The following is an 18626-nucleotide window of genomic DNA, read 5'->3' as shown; positions in this document are numbered from 1 at the left end:
TGGTTCAAAGGTGACCCGCACACGCGTATACCGCCCCTGGAATTCCATGCGCTCCATCAGGCGAGGAGTTCGCTGCTGGCGGAGCAGGCGCGTATCGTGCGGCGGGAGGGCCGTTTGAGAAAATTCAACATGCCTTCGCTGTCGTTGTTTCACACCTTCGAGGTGGCTGCCCGGCGGAGGAGCTTCACGCTTGCGGCGGATGAGCTGTGCATCACCCAAAGCGCCGTCAGCCGGCAGATCAAGGCGCTGGAAGACCAGCTTGGCGTGCTGCTGTTCCGGCGCCTTCACCGCGCGATCGAGCCGACCGCCGAAGGGCGGCGGCTGTTCGAGTCCGTGACGCGCGGGCTGCAGGAAATCGAGACCTGTGTCGCCGGGCTTCAGGCCGCAGCCGAAAACCCGCAGATCACCGTTTCAGCCTCGGTTGCATTCTCCTATTTCTGGCTGATGCCGCGGCTTGAGCGGTTCAGCGCCCGGCATCCCGAGATCGACCTCAGGGTTCTCGCCACGGACCAGAAGGTGGACCTGCGTCAGGAAGGCGTGGATGTGGCAATATTGTATGGCGCCGGGCGATGGGAGGGCGTCGAGGCGCATCTTCTCTTCGGCGAGCGGGTCTATCCGGTCTGCAGTCCCGCCTATCTGCGCAACCACCCCGAGCTTCGTGAACCCTCGGACATGCTCGATCAGACGCTTCTGCATCTCGACGGCGGCGGCAATATCTGGGGCGGCGTCGATTGGCGCGTCTGGCTGGTCACCCAGGGCGTGACGGGGCAGCCGGTCCGGCGCGGCGTGCGGCTGAACAGTTATCCGATGATCGTTCAGGCGGCCGAGGCCGGGCGCGGCGTGGCGCTTGGCTGGAGCTACATCACCGACCCGATGCTGGCGGAGGGGCGGCTGGTCTGCCCTGTCGACAGGAGTCTGGAAACGCGCGACGGCTATTACGTAGGCGCATTGGAAGGGTCGACGAGCGTTCCCGCTATCGCCCATTTCCTTCAATGGATAAGGGACGAGGTCACCGGGGGTTCCGGTTTCACATGATCAGTGGGAATGCAACGCATTCGAATTGATCGTTTGAACGACGGCCCGATAACCTGCCTATTGGATCGCGTGAAACCCCTCGGGATCCCGCCATGTTCGAACACTCCCCTCGCCGGTCGGGCCGCCGCAATCGCGGCGCCGCAGAAATGGCGCCCGCACTTCCCGTGATCGCGCCGGGCATGGTCGGAGGACGCTTCCAGCCGCTGACCCGATGCGAGATGGAGCGGATCCACCAGTTGGTCTTGCGCCTTCTGGAGGACCTGGGCCTGTCGCAGGTCACGCCCAGCCTGGAGCGCCGCGCGGTCGAGGCCGGGTGCTGGGTCGACGGGAGCGGCCGATTGCGGTTTCCCCGCGCGCTCGTCGAGGACGTGATCGCCCGCACGCGGCGAAAGTTCACCCTGCATGGCATCGACCCAATCCACGATCTGGAGATCGGCGGCCGCCGTGTGCACACGGGCACCGGCGGGGCAGCCCCGACCATCATGGATTTCGAGACCGGCAGATACCGCGAAAGCACGGTGGCCGATCTCTATGACATCGCCCGGCTGGTCGACCGGATGGACAACATCCACTGGTATCACCGCTCGGTCGTGGCACGCGACACCGAAACGATCCTCGATCTAGACATCAACACGACCTATGCCTGCCTCTCGGGCACCACGAAGTCGATCGCCGTCAGCTACACGGACGGTAACAGCGTGCGCGCCGTGCAGCCGATGCTGGACATGGTCGCGGGCGGCGAAGGCAAGTTCCGCGAGCGGCCCTTCTGCACCGCCGTCTGCTGCCATGTCGTGCCGCCGATGCGCTTTGCCACCGAAAGCTGCGACGCGCTGGAGGCTGCGGTTCTGGCCGGCATGCCGATCCTCCTCGTGTCGGCCGGTCAGGCCGGGGCGACGGCGCCGGCGGCGCTGGCCGGGGCGGTGGCGCAGGCCTGTGCCGAGGTGCTCGCGGGGCTGATCCTGTGCAACATCATCGACCCGAACTGCCGTGGCATCTTCGCCGCCTGGCCTTTCGTGTCGGACCTGCGCACCGGCGCGATGTCGGGCGGCTCGGGCGAACAGGCGCTCCTGTCGGCGGCCTGCGCGCAGATGGCGGGGTTCTACGACCTTCCGAACTCCGTGCCCGCGGGCATGACCGACAGCAAGCTGCCCGATGCGCAATCCGGCGGGGAGAAGGGCTACACGATCTCGCTCGCCGCGCATGCCGGGGCCACGATGATCCACGAATGCGCGGGGATGCAGGGCAGCCTGATGGGCACCGCATTCGAAAGCTACGTGCTGGACAACGACCTTCTGGGTGCGGTCCTGCGCACCGTCAGAGGGATCGAGGTCAGCGAGGATACGTTGAGCTACGACGTGGTCCGCGATGTTGTCATGGGGGCGGGGCACTTCCTTGGCCATCAGCAGACCTTCTCGCGGATGAAGACCGACTATCTCTACCCCGAAATCGCCGACCGGCGCAGCATCGGCGAGTGGGAGGATGCCGGCGCGCGGGACGCGCGCGCGGTGGCGCGCGACAGGGTTCGCCGGATCCTCGCCGACCACTATCCCCGCCACATCAGCGACAGCATCGATGCCCGTCTGCGCGAGACCTACAACATCATCCTGCCGAAAGCCCGCATGCGCGCCGGGAACGGCGTCTGGTAAATCCCCAAGGTAGAAGGAGTTCATCATGCAGTCACATGCGAAGGTAGTGATCGTCGGCGGCGGCATGATGGGCGTGGGCCTCTCCTATCACCTTGCCGAAGAGGGGTGGACGGATGTGCTGCTGATCGAGAAGGGCGAACTGACGAGCGGCTCCACCTGGCATGCGGCGGGACAGTGCCCGTCGTTCATCGGCAACTACAGCATGGCCAAGATCCACCACTACTCCAACACGCTCTATCCGCGTCTGGAGGAACTGACCGGCCATCCGACGGGCTGGCACGGTTGCGGCGGCATCCGGCTGGCCACGACCCCGGAAGAGGTGGACTGGTTCCGCCATGTCGCCGGTTTCGCCGCCAACGTCGGCTTTCAGATGGAGATCATCGGACCTGACCGGATCAGGGAACTGAACCCCTGGCTGGATACCGACGGGATACTCGCCGGCGCGCATACGACGATGGACGGCCATGTGGACCCGGCAAGCGCCTGCAACGCCATGGCCGCCGGGGCGCGGCAACTGGGCGCGACGATCGTCCGACGCAACCGGGTGACCGGCATAAACCGGCTGCCTTCGGGCGAGTTCGAGGTGGTGACCGAGCAGGGCAATGTCATTTGCGAACATGTCGTCAACGCCGGCGGCTGCTATGCGCGCGAAGTGGGTGCCTGGCTCGGCGTCGACACGCCCATCACCAATATGGAGCACCAGTATCTGGTGACCGAGCCTCTTGAAGAGTTCAAGGGCACGGATGTCGAACTGCCGGTCATGCGCGATCCGGCCACCGCCGGCTATTACCGACAGGAACAGAAGGCCGGGCTTGTCGGCATCTACGAGCATCACGGCGCCAAGGAGGCCTGGGCGGCCCGCGGCGGCTGGCCGGAATGGGAAAGCGAGAACGAGCTTTTCGAAGGCGACTTGGACCGCATCGCGCCTTGGCTCGAAAAGGCGCTGGAACGGATGCCGATCTTCGCCGAGGCGGGCATCAAGCGCATCATCAATGGCGCCATCCCCCATACGCCGGACGGCAACCCTCTCGTTGGCCCCGCCCATGGGGTCCGCAACTTCTGGCAATGCTGCGGCTCCTCCATCGGCATCGCGCAAGGCGCGGGCTGCGGCAAGTACCTCGCGCAATGGATGGTGCATGGCGATGCCGAGATCAACATGGCTTCGGTCGATCCGCGCCGCTTCGGAGGCTATGCGGACGCCGATTACACCCGCGCCAAGAGTTTCGACGACTATCACAACATGTTCGAAACCCCGCTGCCGGGGCGCGAAATCCATGCGGGCCGCCCGAGCCGCGTGACGCCGCTCTACGAAAGGCTGAAGGAGAAAGGCGCGGTCTACACCGAGGTGTACGGCTGGGAGCGGCCCAAGTATTTCGCCCCCGCGGGCTTCGTCGAAAAGCTGCAATACCGGCGCAACAACACCTTCGATCTGGTCGCCGCCGAATGCCGCGCAGTGCGCGAGCGGGTGGGTATCATGGACCTGTCGAGCTTCGCCAAGTTCGACGTTTCCGGCCCGGGCGCCGAGGCGCTCCTCGACCGGCTGACCGCCAACAGGCTGCCGAAGAAGCCGGGCGGCATCTGCCTGACCCATGTCTTGTCCGATGGGGGGCGGATCGAGGGCGAATGGACCATCACGAGGCTGGCCGACGATCGCTTCTATGTCCTGTCGGGCGCCGGGGCGGAGCGGCAGGCGCTCGATCATCTGCGCCTTGCCGCCGGCGATGACGTGACCATCGCCAATCTGACCGATGACTACGGCATGCTCGTCGTGGCCGGTCCGAAGGCGCGCGAGGTTCTCGCGCCGCTGACCGACGCGGACCTGTCCAATGCGGCCTTCCGCTGGCTCTCGGGGCAGGAGATCACCATCGCCGGCGTGCCCGTGCGCGCTCTGCGGGTGAACTATGTGGGAGAGCTGGGCTGGGAACTGCACGCGCCGATGGCCGCGCTTGCCAGGCTCTACGACGCGATATGGGCTTCCGGCGAAGCCCACGGCATAGCCGATTTCGGAGTCCACGCGGTGAACAGCCTGCGCATGGAAAAAGGCTATCGCGGGTTCGGTTCGGAACTCACCAACGAGATCACGCTGATCGAGGCCGGCTGCGCCCGCTTCTACGCTCCTGACAAGGGCGATTTCCGCGGCCGTGACTCGACCGAGGCGGTTCGCGAGAGAGGCATCGTCACGCAATTGGCCTATGGAGAGGTCGCGGCCAACGATTGCGACATCCACGGCGGCGAGGCAGTGATGCAGGGCGACCGGGTCGTCGGCGTCTGCACCTCGGGTGGTTACGGCCATGCGACGGGCAAGAGCCTCACCTTCGCCTATGTCGAGCCGGGCCTTCGCGAGGGACTTGAGGTCGTCATCCTCGGCGAACGCCGGGCGTTCTCCTGTCTCGACGAAGCGGCCTGGGATCCCACGAACGCAAGGCAGAAAGCCTGACCGCTCAACCTGCACGATCCGTCAAGCCGGGCGCTCGCCGCCCCTCGCCAGCTGGGCGGCGCGCCCAACTTCGGTGACGTTCTGGCGGCGGCGTGAAACCGCTCGTGTCAGTCAGCGTCCTCGCGGCTCTCGGCTTTCGACATCGGATCCTTGCGCAACGGCGCGCACTTCCCGGTTTCATCGGGCGGGAGTGCGGCGCCTTGGCGCGACACCTGCGGAAATCGGGGCGGATGGCCGCTCAGGGTCGGCAGGTCGAAGCCCTTCATCGCGGCCGACACGCAGCGGTGCGTGAGCTTCATCTGACCCGGCCGCGGCCGGTATGTCCCGAAGGTCCCGGTTGTGCTGGGCCTTGCCGTTGAGGCACCGACGGAGATGTCGTTCGTCTGCTTCGCGAAGTCGTCCGCGACGCTTGCATCGTCTTCGGCATCCGACCGAGAGTGCTCATGAAGGATGTCGCCTCAATCCACCAACCCAGGCGTGTGTGGGAGTTGCGGCATGCTGCCAACATCATCGAGAAATGCGCCGCCGTCGTGCCCGAAGTTGCCGATGAGGTTCTCGCGAAGCTCACTGCAGCCAGCCTGAAACCGATTAGCTTCGACTGAGACGTCAGCGCCCGTCAGTGAAAGCTGGCCTGAAAACTGGTGGGCGTGAGCGTCACATGCGCGTCGAGCGGGGGGCGAAGCTCAAATGCCCTCGGCTCACGAACGAAGTTGTAAATGCGAAACAGGTGCCATGTGTCTCGGTTCTCGTCCGCAACCTGCAGCTCGTTTCGCGAGATGTGGAACGGCGTCCGTTCCCACCCGTTCGTCGTCTTGACCTCGATCAGCCGGACTTTGCCCTCCGGCGTGAAGCTGTGAATGTCGTAGCCCGCGCCATCCCCGTCCTCCGCAGAAACCCACCGCACTCGTCGGGCCAGATCGTCTCGTCCCGCCTGTCGAAGGCTGACGCGTTCATGGTGGAATGCCCGCTCCTCGCCAGCTTTGCCCAAGGCGCGGTTTCTCTCGTCACGACCAGCGGCATCGAAGCGCTGCGCCACAGCCTGCAATTGTTGCGTCTCCTCCGGAGGCGGTGCGTTCCGGAGCGTCGGAGCGATGCCGACGAAGAGTGGCGCCGCCTCGGCGAAGACCATCTGCGCCGGGTGCTGCGCGTCCAACCAATCCGGGCGCTTGGCGAGCCATCTCGCGATGGCTTCGGCGAGAGACATCTGGAAATTGAAACGAGGCAGATAGCCGCTTAGAAGCGGCAGGCCAAAGCCTTTCATAGCAGCAGATATGTTGCAGTGCTTGAACTCGATCGATCCGCGGCTGCGGCCAATCAGTTCCTGGAGCGCGCGATTGTGCTCCGCTTTGTTGTATGGGCGGCCTGCAATGTCATCGATCAGCATCGCGAAATAGTCCGCGACGATCGCGTCGTTCTCGTCTTCTGACCAGTCCTGCGCGCCAATGGCGCCAGGCTACTTTCGCGCGTCGAGATTGTCATTCGAAACCGCAAATCACGACCGGTGTGTAAACCAGGCCGTAAACCGTGCTGGGGGATTTGGGCTAAGTAGTGGAGGCGGGTACCGGAATCGAACCGGTCTACACGGATTTGCAATCCGCTGCGTAACCTCTCCGCCAACCCGCCTCGGAGATAGGTTTTGCTAAACGAACGGGTGGTTGGGCGCAAGACCCGTCGTCAGAGAATCTTGGGCGCCAGATCAAGCTGCCCGGCAGAGTCGCTGGAGTCGCTGCCGTCCCAGGGTGCCTGGGCTTCCGGCGCGATTGTAAAGGTGGGCGTTCGTTGGGGAAATGGCAACACTGTGTTTCCGTATTCCGGCCGGATTCGGGCCTGTGGATGGGCTGCATCGGTGCCGGACCCGCATTTCGCGCCGGAGCGGCAGCGTCATGCCGCTGCCCTGCACCATTCCTCCCGGGGGTGAGTCGATACGTGGGAAAAACAAACGCTTAACCAGAACAGAAGTGTCGCGGCTCCGCTTTGCGGCCCCGCGCGCCGCGCTCGACGGCGTGGCGCTAACCATTGGCGCCGCTCACTTTTCTACGGATCCACGGGCTCCGGATGCAATCCCCCTTCCCGCCAGCCGGGGCGTTGCCAGCGCCGGGGTTTCATGGCAAGAGGGGAGTCACCGGAATCCAGACCGAAGAGTATAGTCGATGATCGATTTCGCCGCCCGTCGCACGATGATGGTCGATACGCAAGTCCGCCCCAACGATGTGACGAAGTTCCCGATCATCGAGGCGATGCTTTCCGTTCCGCGCGAGGCCTTCGTGCCGGGACCGAAGCGGGAAGCAGCCTACGTCGGTGAGAACATCGAGATAGCGCCGGGGCGCGTGGTGCTCGAGGCGCGGACGCTTGCCAAGATGCTTGACGCGCTCGACATCCAGCCCGACGAGATGGTGCTCGATGTCGGTTGCGGTCTCGGCTATTCGGCGGCCGTCATCGCGCGCCTGGCCGAAGCGGTCGTCGCCATCGAGGAAGATCCCGATCTTGCGCGTGAGGCGCAGAAGACGCTTTCGGGAGAGGGTGCGGACAATGCCGCCGTGATCGAAACGCCGCTTGAGGCGGGCGCGGCGAAGCACGGTCCCTATGACGTCATAATGATCGAAGGTGCCGTGGAAACGGTGCCGCAGGCAATCATCGACCAGTTGAAGGAGGGCGGCCGGATCGGCGCCCTGTTCATGGAGGGGGCCCTTGGCGTGGCTCGCGTGGGGATGAAGCGGGACGGTCAGGTGACCTGGCGCTTCGCCTTCAACGCGTCCGCGCCGGTTCTCCCGGGATTTACGGCGGAGCGCGGCTTTACGCTCTAGTTCTTGGTCCGGGCGTCGCCGCGGCGCCGGGCCCGCAATACCAGAGCCGGATTGTGCCGGCACGGAATGCAGGAGAGTGCGGATGACGAGTATGCGGATTTCTAGTGGTATCAGGTCGCGGGCAATCACCATGGCGGCGGCCTTGGCATTCACCTCATTTACTGCGGTTGCCGCAGGTGCGGAGACGCTCGCCGATGCGCTCGTTTCCGCATATCGGAACTCGAACCTTCTCGAGCAGAACCGCGCGGTTCTGCGCGCCGCGGACGAGGATGTGGCGAGCGCCGTTGCGACGCTGCGGCCGGTGGTGAGTTTCATCGCCGGCGTGACCAGGGTCTCGCCCGCCCCGGCATTTGGCGACAGCCTCAGCGCCACAGTCTCGCTGGCCGCGGAGGTCACGCTTTGGGATTTCGGCCGCTCGCAGATCGGGATCGACATCGCTAAGGAAACCGTGCTGTCGACGCGCGAGGCTCTGGTCGGCGTCGAGCAGGAGGTGCTCCTGGGCGCCGTCGTGTCCTTCATGAACGTGAAGAGCGCCTCGCAGAGCGTAACGATCAACCAGAACTCGGTCCGCGTGATCGGCGAGGAACTGAAGGCCGCCGAGGATCGCTTCGCGGTGGGTGAGGTGACGCGCACGGACGTGGCGCTTGCGCAGGCGCGGCTCGCCGCGGCGCGGGCAACGCTGGCAGCGGCCGAAGGCGATCTCGCCGCGGCGCGGGAAGCGTACAAGGCGGCGACCGGAAACTATCCGGGAACGCTGGCCGCGGCGCCGAAGCCGCCGGCTCTTCCGAAGAGCGTCGAAGAGGCGCGCGCTATCGCTCAACGCAGCCATCCCGCCGTGCGTCAGGCGCAGCGTGAGGTGACCGTCGCTGAATTGGGCGTCGCCGCCGCCGAGGCCAATTTCGGCCCGACGCTGACAGCGAACGCGCGTGCCACGCTCGATGACAACGGCGACGACGACTATGCGGTCGGGCTTCAGCTGACGCAGACGCTCTATACCGGCGGCGCGAAGTCTGCGGCGCATCGCAGGGCCATTGCGTTCCGTGACGCGTCCCGTTCGGCCCTTCTGCAAACCGGCGTGACGATTTCGGAGCAAGTCGGCAATGCCTGGGCGCAGATCGGCGTGTCGCGCGCCCGGATCGAGGCGACGGACCGGCAGATCCGCGCAGCGACGGTCGCGTATGAAGGTGTCCGCGAAGAGGCGAAGCTTGGTGCGCGCACTACGCTCGACGTTCTGGATGCGGAGCAGGACCTCCTGGATGCCCAGGCCGACCGGATCGACGCCGAAGCGAGCCAGCAGATCGCGATTTATTCGCTTCTGGCGTCGATGGGGCTTCTGACGGTCGATCACCTGAACCTCGGCATTCCGACCTACGATCCGTCGATCTACTACAACGCGGTCCGTGGCGCGCCTGCGACAAGCGTTCAGGGTCAGCGGCTCGACCGCATCCTGAAGGCGATCGGGAAGGACTAAGACATGACGCCCGGTTGTCTTGCAAATAACCGGGCGATACAGTCCACTCGATGGCCAACTGGTCGCGGGGATTGTAATGTCTGACTCGAAGTCCGATCCGATCACGAACCCGGAGATCGAGGACGTGCTTTCCTCGATCCGGCGCTTGGTCTCGGAGGATGCGCGCTCTTCCACCAAGCCCGAGACGGAAGACCGCCCTGAGCCAGCCCACATTGACCGGCTGATCCTGACGCCCGCGCAGCGGATCTCCGAGCCCGAGACGGATGAGCCGACAGAACCGGTGGCCGCCAAGGCCGAGGGCGCGAGTTCCACGCCCTTGGTGCTCGAGAGCGCGAACCCCGAGGTCGCTGAGCCGGAGGTCGTGAACACGGACATCGGCGAGGAACCCGTCGACGCGGAACAGGAGGTCGTCGAGGAGGGGGCAGCCGTCAACGCGGCGGCGGATGAAGCCCTGGAAATGGCCGAAGCTGCCGATGATGCGCTGGAATCCGACCCGGTCGAAGCAGAGGTTTCCGAGGTGGCGACCGTCCCGGAGGTGCCATTGGTCGCGGATGCGCCCTTCGTCATGGTCGAGGAGCCGGAGGACGCCGAGCCCGCGCCCTCTGCGGAGCCAGCGCGGTTTTCCTCTGTTCGCGAAGTGCCGCGCGCCGAGCCTTCATCGGCGCCTCAGGCGGAGGAGCCTGCGACCGACGGAGATGCTCTGGAGACGGAAATTGCGGGCGCGGATTGGATGAATGGTGCCAGCGCGTCCGTTGCGGGCGTTGCCGGGGCGGGGCACATCTGGGAGGAAACGGCGGTGCCGCCAACCTCCGTTGAACCCGCGGCTCCGGAGGACGCAACTGCGCCCGCCCAAGAGATCCCGGGCGACGTGGACGAAGAAGTCCTGCGGCGTCTGGTGGCCGAAATCCTCAGGCAAGAGCTCCAGGGCCCGCTGGGCGAGCGGATCACCAGGAACGTGAGGAAGCTCGTGCGCCGCGAGATCTTCAGGGCGCTGAGCGAGCGGGACGCAGAGTAATCAGCAATGCCAGAAACGAAGAACGCGCCCCGTGGGGCGCGTTTTCGTTTTCGGCAGGGGCCAGTGCAGCGGTTCAGGCCGCTTCGGCTTCCTCGGCAGCATGGCGGCGCTCGCTCTCTTCGCGCGACAGCGCAACGGAGGTGCGCACGCCCTTGGACACGAATTCCATCAGGCCCTTCACGACCCGCTCATTCGGGTCGATCCCGGCGCAGGACAGAACTTCGCGCCCGTCGCGCGAACGCGCCCAGCGGGCGATCTGTTCCGGTCCATTGCCGTATTTCTTGTCATCTGCGATCGCATCGTCCAGTGCGGCGAGCACCACGGCCGCGAAGAGTTTGCGCGACCGCTGGCCCTGCTCGTAGTTGAATGCGGTCCCGTCAACAAAGTCGCGCATAGATACGTCCTCTTGTTATTGCTCTTGCGTTTCCCGGCGTTGCGCTGAATATGTCTTCTCGACCCGATTCGGTATTTCCCGTTTCGAATGACAGCCATGCACGCGATGCATAGCTACCCCAAAACGCTCACATCATCTAGTCAGCTTGCCGGTAGCCAGCCCGGAATATATAGGAACCGCGAAATTCCCTTCAAGTTTTCTGCAAGGTTCCTGCAATGCCCAAGATCAACGGCAACGAAATCAAGCCCGGACTCGTCATCGAACATGACGGCGGCCTCTGGGCGGCGGTCAAGGTCAACCACGTCAAGCCCGGCAAGGGAGGGGCATTCGCCCAGGTGGAGCTGAAGAACCTCCGCGACGGGCGCAAGCTCAATGAGCGCTTCCGCTCCGAAGACAAGGTGGAGGAAGTGCGCCTCGATCGGAAGGATCAACAGTTCCTCTACGAGACCGACGGCAAGCTCGTCTTCATGGACAGCGAAACCTACGAGCAGACCGAGCTTGATGCCGACCTTCTCGGCGACCGGCGTCCGTTCCTGCAGGACGGCATGATGGCTACCGTTCAGTACTACGGCGAAGAGGCGCTTTCCGTGGCGCTGCCTCAGAAGGTCACCTGCAAGGTGGTGGAGACCGAGCCGGTCCTGAACGGGCAGACGGCGGCGAAAAGCTTCAAGCCGGCCGTGCTGGACAACGGGATCCGGATCATGGTTCCGCCCTTCATCGGGACCGACGAGGACATCATCGTCAACACGGAACTCTTCGCCTATTCGGAACGCGCCTGACGACGGCGTTCGCGCCGTCCTTCCCGGGCTGTGGTTCCTGCCGCGGTGTCACGGGCGGCCTCCCGTCAGGAGGCCGCAGCGCCGTTCCAGGTGATCCGCGCGTCGCCCGCCTGCATTGGGCCTGCCGCCCGGTCGAAGCGCAGATAGGCGATGCCCCGTCCGCCCGATTGGGTGAACAAGGTGCCGGCGGGCTTGCCGTCAGCCGTGATCTCCGTGCCTGCAGGGGCCTTGCCCTCGACCTCGACCGTCGCGAGGCCCTTCCGCAGTTCCGTCTTGTGCTTCATGCGCGCGGTGACCTCCTGGCCCACGTAGCAGCCCTTTCGGAAATCGACGCCGTGGAGCCTCTCGAAGCCCGCTTCGAGGATGTAGCTGTCATCCGGAACCAGTTCTATCCCGGTTTCCGGGATGCAATGCGCGACCCGGATGGCGTCCCAGTCGATCGAGGGGGCGTCCGCCGGCGCTTCGGAATACCGGCGCCAGCCGAGTGCGGGGTGGCGCGGGTCGGCGAAGGCGCCCTCCGGCGGCTCGCCCAGTCCGCGCGAGACGAGGAGGGAGGACGGCGCGATCTGCACCTCGGCGCGCAGCTTGTACATGGACAGGCGGCGGACCAAGGCGTCGGCCAGCGTGTCCTTCACGTCGAGGAGGATCGCCTCGCCATGCCGGACAAGGAAGAAATCCGCAATGTACTTGCCCTGCGGGGTCAGCATAGCGGCATAGACGATGCCCTGTGCCAGCTTCTTCACGTCGCCCGTGACAAGGCCTTGGAGGAAGTGCTCCCGGTCCTTGCCGGTGATTTCGAAGACCTTTCGGTCCTCAGCTCTCTCGCCCTTCATCGCGCGCTCCCCTTTTCCGTCCCACTCATATAGGAGGGATGGCGCAGGACAACAGGCGTAACGATGCGGGCCCCCCTATCGATCATCATCCCGACACTCGATGCGGAAGCGGATCTGCCGCGCTGCCTTTCGGCGCTGGGCGAGGGTCTGACGGAAGGGTTGATCCGGGAACTCGTGATCTCCGACGGCGGATCATCGGACGGAACTGCGGCCATTGCGGACGCGGCGGGCGCGTTGCTGGTCATGGGGCCGCGGGGGAGGGGTGGGCAGCTTGGGCGTGGCGCTGCGGTGTCATCGGGTGAATGGCTGCTGTTCCTTCACGCCGATACCGAGCTTCAGCCGGGATGGGCGACGGCGGTCTTGTCCCACATGGCGAACACGCCCAACCGCGCCGGGTGGTTCCGGCTTCGGTTCCGCGCGACAGGAATGGCGCCGCGGATCGTGGCGGGCTGGGCCAACCTGCGCGCGCGGGTGTTCGGCCTTCCCTATGGCGATCAGGGCCTTCTTGTCCCGGTCGCCCTCTATCACGAGGCTGGAGGCTTCCCCGATATCCCGCTGATGGAGGACGTGGCGCTGGCGCGGCGGCTCAGGGGCCGGCTCTCGCCGCTCGACGCGGTCGCGGTCACGGGGGCTGAGCGCTACCTGGCCGAGGGCTGGTTCCGGCGTGGGGGGCGCAACCTCGTGACGCTCGTCCGCTATCTCATGGGAGCCGATCCTGAACGCCTTGCGCAGAGCTATTCCCGTCGGCGTTGACGCGTCTATTCCGCGAACTGCAGACGGCAGAGCCCGGCATAGAGCCCGCCCTTGGCGTAGAGCTCGTCGTGGGTGCCTTCCTCGACGACGCGCCCCTTGTCCATGACGAGGATCTTGTCCGCGCCGCGCACGGTGGAAAGCCGGTGTGCGATCACCAGCGTCGTGCGGCCAACGGAGAGCCGCCCGAGAGCCTCCTGCACAGCGCGCTCGGACGCCGCGTCGAGGGCGGAGGTCGCTTCGTCCAGAAGGAGGACCGGCGCGTCCCGCAGCAGCGCCCGCGCGATCGCGACCCGCTGGCGCTGGCCGCCGGACAAGCCAGAGCCCCGGGGGCCGGCCGCGGTGTCGAGGCCGTTGGGCAGGCCGGCGACGAAGTCGGTGAGGTTCGCGGCCTCTATCGCTTCGGCGAGCCTCGACTCGCTGACGCCCTCGAGGCCCATGAGGATGTTCTCGCGGATCGTTTCATCGAAGAGCGCGGTATCCTGCGCGACGAGCGAGAATTGCGTTCGGAGTGCGGGAAGCGAGAAGTCGCGCGTGTCGATGCCGCCGAGCGTCACGCGGCCCGCCTGCGGGTCGGCGAGGCGGGTGAGAAGGGCGAAAAGCGTACTCTTGCCCGCGCCGGAAGGCCCGACGATGGCGGTCGTCCGCCCGGGAAGCGCCGTGAAGCTTACTCCGTCGAGCACCGGCTGGCGCCCGTAGGAAAAGCGGACGTCTTCAAAGCGGATCTCGGCCTCGCCGGGGCCGGTGGGCGGTGCGACTGGACGGGCGGGGGACAGGATCGTCGGGCGAAGGTTGAACAGCTCGCGGATCCGCTCGATGCTTGCTTCCATCACCGCCCAGGAGCCGCTGACCCCGCCGAGACGGCGCAGGGGTTCGAAGATCAGGGCCATCGCGGTGAAGAAGGACATGAAGTCACCGATGGTCTTTTCCCCGGCGATGATCTGCATGCCGCCATAGCTGAGGACCAGCGCGAAGCCGAGGCCGGCCACCAGGTCGATGAGCGCGGGGATGCCGGCCGAACCCGCTTCCGAGCGGATCTGCGCGCGGACATAACCCTTCTGGCTATCGCCGAAGCGACGGGCCTCGCGCGCTTCCGTCCCGGTCAGCCGGATCGTCGACTGGCCGTGGAATATCTCGTCGAGGCGTGTCGAAAGCTCCGCCGCTGCCGTCCGCGCGTTCCGGCTCATCCGGCGGACGAGGCGCTGAAGCGCCACGACGGGGATCATCAGAAGCGGCGCGCCGGACAGGGCCACGAGGGTCCAGACCCAGTCCACCGAGATGGCGACGGCGAGGAGCCCGACCAGCGCGACGGCATCGCGCCCGACCGCCGCGAGGATGGACGTGGCGAGGTTCCGCAGCGTCTGCGTATCGCCGCGGACCCTTTCGATCAGGCTTCCGGGCGGATGTTCCTGGTAGAAGGAAGGGTCGAGCCGCATGAGATGCGACAGGAGGTTCGCCTGAAGGCCCGCGATCATGCCTTCGCCGACCCGTGCCATGAGGACCCTATGGCCGAAGCTGGTGCTTGCGCGGAGGGCAAAGACACCCCCGATGGCGAGGGCGACCCAGATCAGCGCATCGGCATTGCCGCCGACGAAGACCCGGTCGAACATCGGCTTCACGAGGTAGGACAGCGCCCCCATCGTCGCCCCTTCGGCCGCCATTAGGAGGAACGCGGCAAGGATCAGGGCGCGGCGGGGGCGCAGATAGTTGCGCCATAACCAGGGCAGCGTCGCGCCACCCGTGTCGGTGTCAGCGCCCTCGCTCCCCGCCTTGGTCATGGGACGTCTCTCCACCGGCCATTGAGCCAGTCCTGGAAGGACGCGGAAATCGCCTCGCGATCGTAGCGGGTCTCGATCCAGTCACGGAAACCCATACCCGTCTGCTTCTGGTCCCGTGCGAAGACGCGCAGCATGTGGTCGAGGACGCCCGTCCTGGTCCGCTTGAGGTGTATGAAACGCCAGGAGAGCTGCCTCGCGGCCTCCTCGACGGGTCTGCCCTCGAACAGCATAAGGTAGATCGCCGAGGCGACCCCGGCTCGGTCCGAACCTGATTTGCAGTGCAGGAGCACGGGCTTCTCCGCTTCCCGCATGACCTTCTCGAACTCGGTGATCGCCTCACGGGTCGGCGGCTTGCGGGCCCAGAAGCCGCGGATCGAGACGAGCTTGAGCCCGAGTTCGTCGCAGGCTTCGGTTTCGAACAGCATCGGGCTGCCACCGTATTCGCCCCGAAGGCTCACGATCGTGCGGATGCCCATGTCGCGGTAGCGGCGCAGGCGGGCGGGGGACGGCTGGTTCGAACGGAATACGCCCGGGGCCACCATCGCGAAGTTCGTCCACCAGACGCGGAGGAAGGCATGATCCATCAGCTGGAAATGCCACCAGGCAGCTCGGCGGGCTTCAGGCGTCGAGATGTCCTTGCCGAAGCGTTCCCCAAGGCGCTTCTCGAGGTTCTTCAGTCGGGAATGGATTGCCGCCAGCATCGTTACTCCGGGTGGGCCACCGGCGCGATCTAACCACTTACGACCCTGGAGGCAAGGAAGCAGGGGAAATCTGCCCGAACCTTGCGGCCCGTTGACCTTCAACGGGCCCCGTCCTACGCATGTGCGGACAGCGGAGGACGCCTGCATGAGCCTTGCCCACGGCCGCCAGTATCTTGCCATTCCGGGGCCGTCGGTGATGCCCGACAGGGTTCTCGCCGCGATGCACCGCGCCGCGCCGAACATCTACGGCGGCGCGCTGCGCGACATGACGGAGAGCCTCTTTCCCGATCTCCGCCGCGTCGCCCGAACCACCGGCCATGTCGCGATCTACATCTGTAACGGTCACGGCGCGTGGGAGGCCGCGAACGCGAACATGTTCGCCCGCGGCGACAAGGCGCTCGTCGCCGCGACCGGGCGTTTCGGGATCGGCTGGGCCGACAGTGCGCACAGGATGGGCGTCGAAGCGGAGGTCCTCGATTTCGGACTGAACACTGCGGCGGATCCCTCCCGGATCGCCGCCGCTCTCGAGGCGGACAAGGGGCACGACATCCGCGCGGTCCTGGTCAGCCACGTCGACACCGCGACTTCGGTCAGGAGCGACATCCCGGCGATCCGCGCCGCGATGGATGCCACCGGCCATCCCGCGCTTCTTGCGGTCGACTGCATAGCCTCCCTGGGCTGCGACGAGTTCCGGATGGACGACTGGGGTGTCGATGTCATGATCGCGGCGAGCCAGAAGGGGCTCATGACACCGCCGGGCCTCGGGTTCGTCTGGTTCTCGGACAAGGCGCTGGAGGCGAGCCGCCGCGCGGACCTCAGGACACCCTACTGGGACTGGCAGCCCCGCGCCTTCGCCGAGGAATACTGGCAGAATTTCTGTGGCACGGCCCCTACGCACCACCTCTACGGCCTGCGCGAGGCGCTGACGATGCTGCTGGACGAAGAGGGGCTGGAACACGCCTGGGCGCGGCACGCGACGCTTGCCCGCGCTGTCTGGGAAGCCTTCGGGGCATGGAGCGCGGGTGAAGACGGGATTGCGCTGAACGTCGCGCAATCGGCGCAGCGCAGCCATGCGGTGACGGCGGCCCGGATCGGATCGGGCGGTGCGGAGCGCCTGCGCACCTGGTGCGAGGAGGAGGCCGGCCTGACGCTGGGTATCGGCCTGGGCATGGCGCTGCCTTCAGAGGCGGCCTTTGGGGACTATCTCCGGGTGGCGCACATGGGTCACGTGAACGCTCACATGGTGCTCGGGGCGCTCACCACGATGGAGGCGGGAATGCGTGCGCTGGGCATTCCGCATGGCGAAGGCGGCGCTGCGGCCGCCGCCGCGGCAATCGCATCCGCGGGGTCGTGCTGAGAGCGGCGTGGCAGCGGCCCTCCACCGCTCTCGGGAAATGCCGGGCCAGGTGAAGCTCAGGCGCCCCTCTTGGCGAGCCAGTCGCGCATCCAGGCGATTTCCGTTTCCTGCGCGCTGATTACAGCTTGGGCCAGCTGGCGAACCTCGGGATCCTGCCCGTGTTCCAGCACGATCCTCGCCATCTCCACCGCGCCTTCGTGATGCGGGATCATGCCCCGCACGAAGTCCAGGTCGGCATCGCCCGTGAACTCGATTGCCATGGCCTCGTGCATCCGGGTGTTGGCCTCGGCGAAGGCGCGGGCGGCAGGGTTGTCCGGAACGGCAGCGCCGTGGCCGCTGTGGTCGGTTGTCTGCGCATGTGCCAGTCCGGGAAGGGTGAGACCGGCGAGGATCAGGTGGCGGCGGTTCATCGTGGGCTCCATCAGGCGGAATTCATGCAGCAATTGCAGAGGTTTCCGCCAGTCCGGCAAATCACGAATGGGTGACAGCGGGCCGACTATCCCCGTGCCACCGCAAGCGCCTCCGGGAGCGCGGCGGCGAAGGCGGCAAGGTCCTCATCGCGGCCGCAGCTTATGCGGATGCATCGGTCGTGCGGTGCGACGAAGGGCATTCGCACGAAGATGTCGCGGGCGATGAGTTCGGCGAGAACCCTTCGCGCGAAAGTCCCGTCCGCGCCACAGTCCATGGTAACGAAGTTGGTGGCGGAGGGGAGCGGCGCGAGGCCGTTTTCACGCGCAATGACGCCGAGGCGATTGCGGGCCGCTTCGACGCGCGCCTTGACTTGTTCCAGCCAGTCCTTGTCGGCAAGCGCGGCAAGCGCGCCCGCCTGCGAGACGCGGGACATGCCGAAGTGGTTGCGGATCTTGTTGAACGCGGTGGCGAGCGGGGCGGCACAGATCGCATAGCCGACGCGGGCGCCTGCCATTCCGTAGCCCTTGGAGAAGGTCCGGAACCGGATGACGCGCGGATCCTCCGGGTCGATCCGGGGGGCGGTGCCTTCGGGTGCGAGGTCGATATAGGCCTCGTCGAGGGCGAGGAGGGTGCCGTCCGGCATGGCCTCTATCATGGCGGCGATGGCCTCGGCGCCGTGCCAGGACCCCATCGGGTTGTCCGGATTGGCGAGATAGACAAGCTTCGCCCCGGTCTCGGCGGCCTTGGCGGCAAGCGCTTCGGGATCCTCGTGGTCACCCCGATAGGGAACCTTGTGGAGCACGCCTCCGAAGCCCGCGACATGGAAGTTGAAGGTCGGGTAGGCGCCATCCGAAGTCACGACCGGATCGCCCGGGTCGACGAGCATGCGGACGAGGTATCCGAGGAGGCCGTCGATCCCTTCGCCCACGACGATGTTCTGAGGGCCGACGCCATGATGGGCGGCGAGCGCGTGGCGGAGGTCATGGTTTTCCGGGTCGCCGTACATCCAGACCTCGCGCGCCGCGCGTGCCATCGCCTCGATGGCCTTGGGCGAGGGGCCGAAGACGCTTTCGTTCGCACCGAGGCGCGCCTTGAAGGGGCGGCCGCGCACGCGTTCCTGTGTCTCGGGGCCGACGAAGGGCACCGTGGCGGGGAGGCTTTCGACGAGGCGTGTGTAGCGCGGTCCGGTCATGGGGGGAGTTGGCCTGAAACCCG

General features: G+C 66.1%; 18 protein-coding genes and 1 tRNA gene. 10 read left to right on the top strand and 9 right to left on the bottom strand.

The window, feature by feature from the left end; all coding sequences use genetic code 11:
* The first annotated feature begins 114 nt into the window (after positions 1-114).
* From ABCN56_RS05515 to ABCN56_RS05505, 3 genes are all read left to right on the top strand, one after another.
* Positions 115-1035 carry a LysR substrate-binding domain-containing protein gene (locus ABCN56_RS05515; protein WP_343079753.1) on the top strand — a complete coding sequence of 307 codons (921 nt, stop codon included), beginning with the start codon at positions 115-117 and terminating at the stop codon, positions 1033-1035.
* A 92-nt stretch (positions 1036-1127) separates the two neighbouring features.
* On the top strand, positions 1128-2681 hold the full coding sequence (locus ABCN56_RS05510; protein ID WP_343079752.1) for a trimethylamine methyltransferase family protein: 1554 nt from the start codon (positions 1128-1130) through the stop codon (positions 2679-2681).
* Between the two features lie 25 nt (positions 2682-2706).
* Positions 2707-5118 (top strand): FAD-dependent oxidoreductase, encoded by a 2412-nt coding sequence (locus tag ABCN56_RS05505; RefSeq protein ID WP_343079751.1) that lies wholly within the window; start codon positions 2707-2709, stop codon positions 5116-5118.
* Between the two features lie 107 nt (positions 5119-5225).
* Here ABCN56_RS05505 and ABCN56_RS05500 read toward each other — a convergent pair whose 3' ends face one another.
* A complete protein-coding gene (locus ABCN56_RS05500) occupies positions 5226-5417 on the bottom strand; it encodes a hypothetical protein (RefSeq protein WP_343079750.1) in 192 nt (63 codons plus the stop codon).
* A 144-nt stretch (positions 5418-5561) separates the two neighbouring features.
* Here ABCN56_RS05500 and ABCN56_RS05495 point away from each other — a divergent pair, with 144 nt between their 5' ends.
* Positions 5562-5720, top strand: coding sequence for a hypothetical protein (locus tag ABCN56_RS05495; RefSeq protein ID WP_343079749.1), 159 nt, complete (start codon positions 5562-5564; stop codon positions 5718-5720).
* A 14-nt stretch (positions 5721-5734) separates the two neighbouring features.
* Here ABCN56_RS05495 and ABCN56_RS05490 read toward each other — a convergent pair whose 3' ends face one another.
* Both ABCN56_RS05490 and ABCN56_RS05485 read right to left on the bottom strand, forming a co-directional pair.
* Complete coding sequence (locus ABCN56_RS05490) at positions 5735-6562, bottom strand: protein NO VEIN domain-containing protein (protein ID WP_425466084.1); 828 nt, start codon at positions 6560-6562, stop codon at positions 5735-5737.
* A gap of 105 nt (positions 6563-6667) precedes the next feature.
* A tRNA-Cys gene (locus tag ABCN56_RS05485) sits at positions 6668-6741 on the bottom strand.
* Between the two features lie 527 nt (positions 6742-7268).
* Here ABCN56_RS05485 and ABCN56_RS05480 point away from each other — a divergent pair.
* The 3 genes from ABCN56_RS05480 (at position 7269) to ABCN56_RS05470 (ending at position 10408) form a co-directional block, all read left to right on the top strand.
* Positions 7269-7922, top strand: a complete 654-nt coding sequence (locus ABCN56_RS05480) for a protein-L-isoaspartate O-methyltransferase family protein (RefSeq protein WP_343079747.1) — start codon at positions 7269-7271, stop codon at positions 7920-7922.
* An 82-nt stretch (positions 7923-8004) separates the two neighbouring features.
* A complete protein-coding gene (locus ABCN56_RS05475; RefSeq protein ID WP_425466073.1) occupies positions 8005-9393 on the top strand; it encodes a TolC family outer membrane protein in 1389 nt (462 codons plus the stop codon).
* Between the two features lie 76 nt (positions 9394-9469).
* The gene (locus ABCN56_RS05470; protein ID WP_343079746.1) at positions 9470-10408 is read left to right on the top strand and encodes a hypothetical protein; all 939 of its coding nucleotides are present in this window, start codon (positions 9470-9472) and stop codon (positions 10406-10408) included.
* Positions 10409-10481: 73 nt separating this feature from the next.
* On the opposite strand, the gene ABCN56_RS05465 is transcribed toward ABCN56_RS05470, so the two are convergent.
* Complete coding sequence (locus ABCN56_RS05465) at positions 10482-10802, bottom strand: DUF6280 family protein (protein ID WP_105513766.1); 321 nt, start codon at positions 10800-10802, stop codon at positions 10482-10484.
* A gap of 215 nt (positions 10803-11017) precedes the next feature.
* Here ABCN56_RS05465 and efp point away from each other — a divergent pair, with 215 nt between their 5' ends.
* Positions 11018-11581, top strand: coding sequence for an elongation factor P (gene efp / locus ABCN56_RS05460; protein ID WP_343079745.1), 564 nt, complete (start codon positions 11018-11020; stop codon positions 11579-11581).
* A 65-nt stretch (positions 11582-11646) separates the two neighbouring features.
* On the opposite strand, the gene ygfZ is transcribed toward efp, so the two are convergent.
* Positions 11647-12414 (bottom strand): CAF17-like 4Fe-4S cluster assembly/insertion protein YgfZ, encoded by a 768-nt coding sequence (gene ygfZ, locus ABCN56_RS05455; protein ID WP_343079744.1) that lies wholly within the window; start codon positions 12412-12414, stop codon positions 11647-11649.
* A gap of 63 nt (positions 12415-12477) precedes the next feature.
* Between ygfZ and ABCN56_RS05450 the strand changes: the two genes are divergently transcribed.
* A complete protein-coding gene (locus tag ABCN56_RS05450; RefSeq protein WP_343079743.1) occupies positions 12478-13167 on the top strand; it encodes a TIGR04283 family arsenosugar biosynthesis glycosyltransferase in 690 nt (229 codons plus the stop codon).
* Between the two features lie 5 nt (positions 13168-13172).
* On the opposite strand, the gene ABCN56_RS05445 is transcribed toward ABCN56_RS05450, so the two are convergent.
* Together ABCN56_RS05445 and ABCN56_RS05440 are read right to left on the bottom strand one after the other, a co-directional pair.
* The gene (locus tag ABCN56_RS05445) at positions 13173-14942 is read right to left on the bottom strand and encodes an ABC transporter ATP-binding protein (protein ID WP_343079742.1); all 1770 of its coding nucleotides are present in this window, start codon (positions 14940-14942) and stop codon (positions 13173-13175) included.
* Positions 14939-15643 carry a fused DSP-PTPase phosphatase/NAD kinase-like protein gene (locus ABCN56_RS05440; protein ID WP_343079741.1) on the bottom strand — a complete coding sequence of 235 codons (705 nt, stop codon included), beginning with the start codon at positions 15641-15643 and terminating at the stop codon, positions 14939-14941. Before ABCN56_RS05440 ends, ABCN56_RS05445 begins: the two co-directional genes overlap by 4 nt.
* Positions 15644-15788: 145 nt before the next feature.
* Between ABCN56_RS05440 and ABCN56_RS05435 the strand changes: the two genes are divergently transcribed.
* Positions 15789-17000 carry a pyridoxal-phosphate-dependent aminotransferase family protein gene (locus tag ABCN56_RS05435; protein WP_343079740.1) on the top strand — a complete coding sequence of 404 codons (1212 nt, stop codon included), beginning with the start codon at positions 15789-15791 and terminating at the stop codon, positions 16998-17000.
* A gap of 56 nt (positions 17001-17056) precedes the next feature.
* Here the strand turns inward: ABCN56_RS05435 and copM are convergent, their stop codons facing one another.
* Positions 17057-17410 (bottom strand): CopM family metallochaperone, encoded by a 354-nt coding sequence (gene copM / locus ABCN56_RS05430; RefSeq protein ID WP_425466083.1) that lies wholly within the window; start codon positions 17408-17410, stop codon positions 17057-17059.
* 86 nt (positions 17411-17496) lie between these two features.
* On the bottom strand, positions 17497-18603 hold the full coding sequence (locus ABCN56_RS05425) for a pyridoxal phosphate-dependent aminotransferase (RefSeq protein ID WP_343079738.1): 1107 nt from the start codon (positions 18601-18603) through the stop codon (positions 17497-17499).
* Positions 18604-18626 lie beyond the last annotated feature (23 nt).

Origin of the sequence: Ostreiculturibacter nitratireducens (assembly GCF_032670585.1) — a bacterium.
GTDB classification, from domain to species: Bacteria; Pseudomonadota; Alphaproteobacteria; order Rhodobacterales; family Rhodobacteraceae; genus Ostreiculturibacter; species Ostreiculturibacter nitratireducens.
This window is presented reverse-complemented; position numbering and strand designations above follow the sequence as displayed.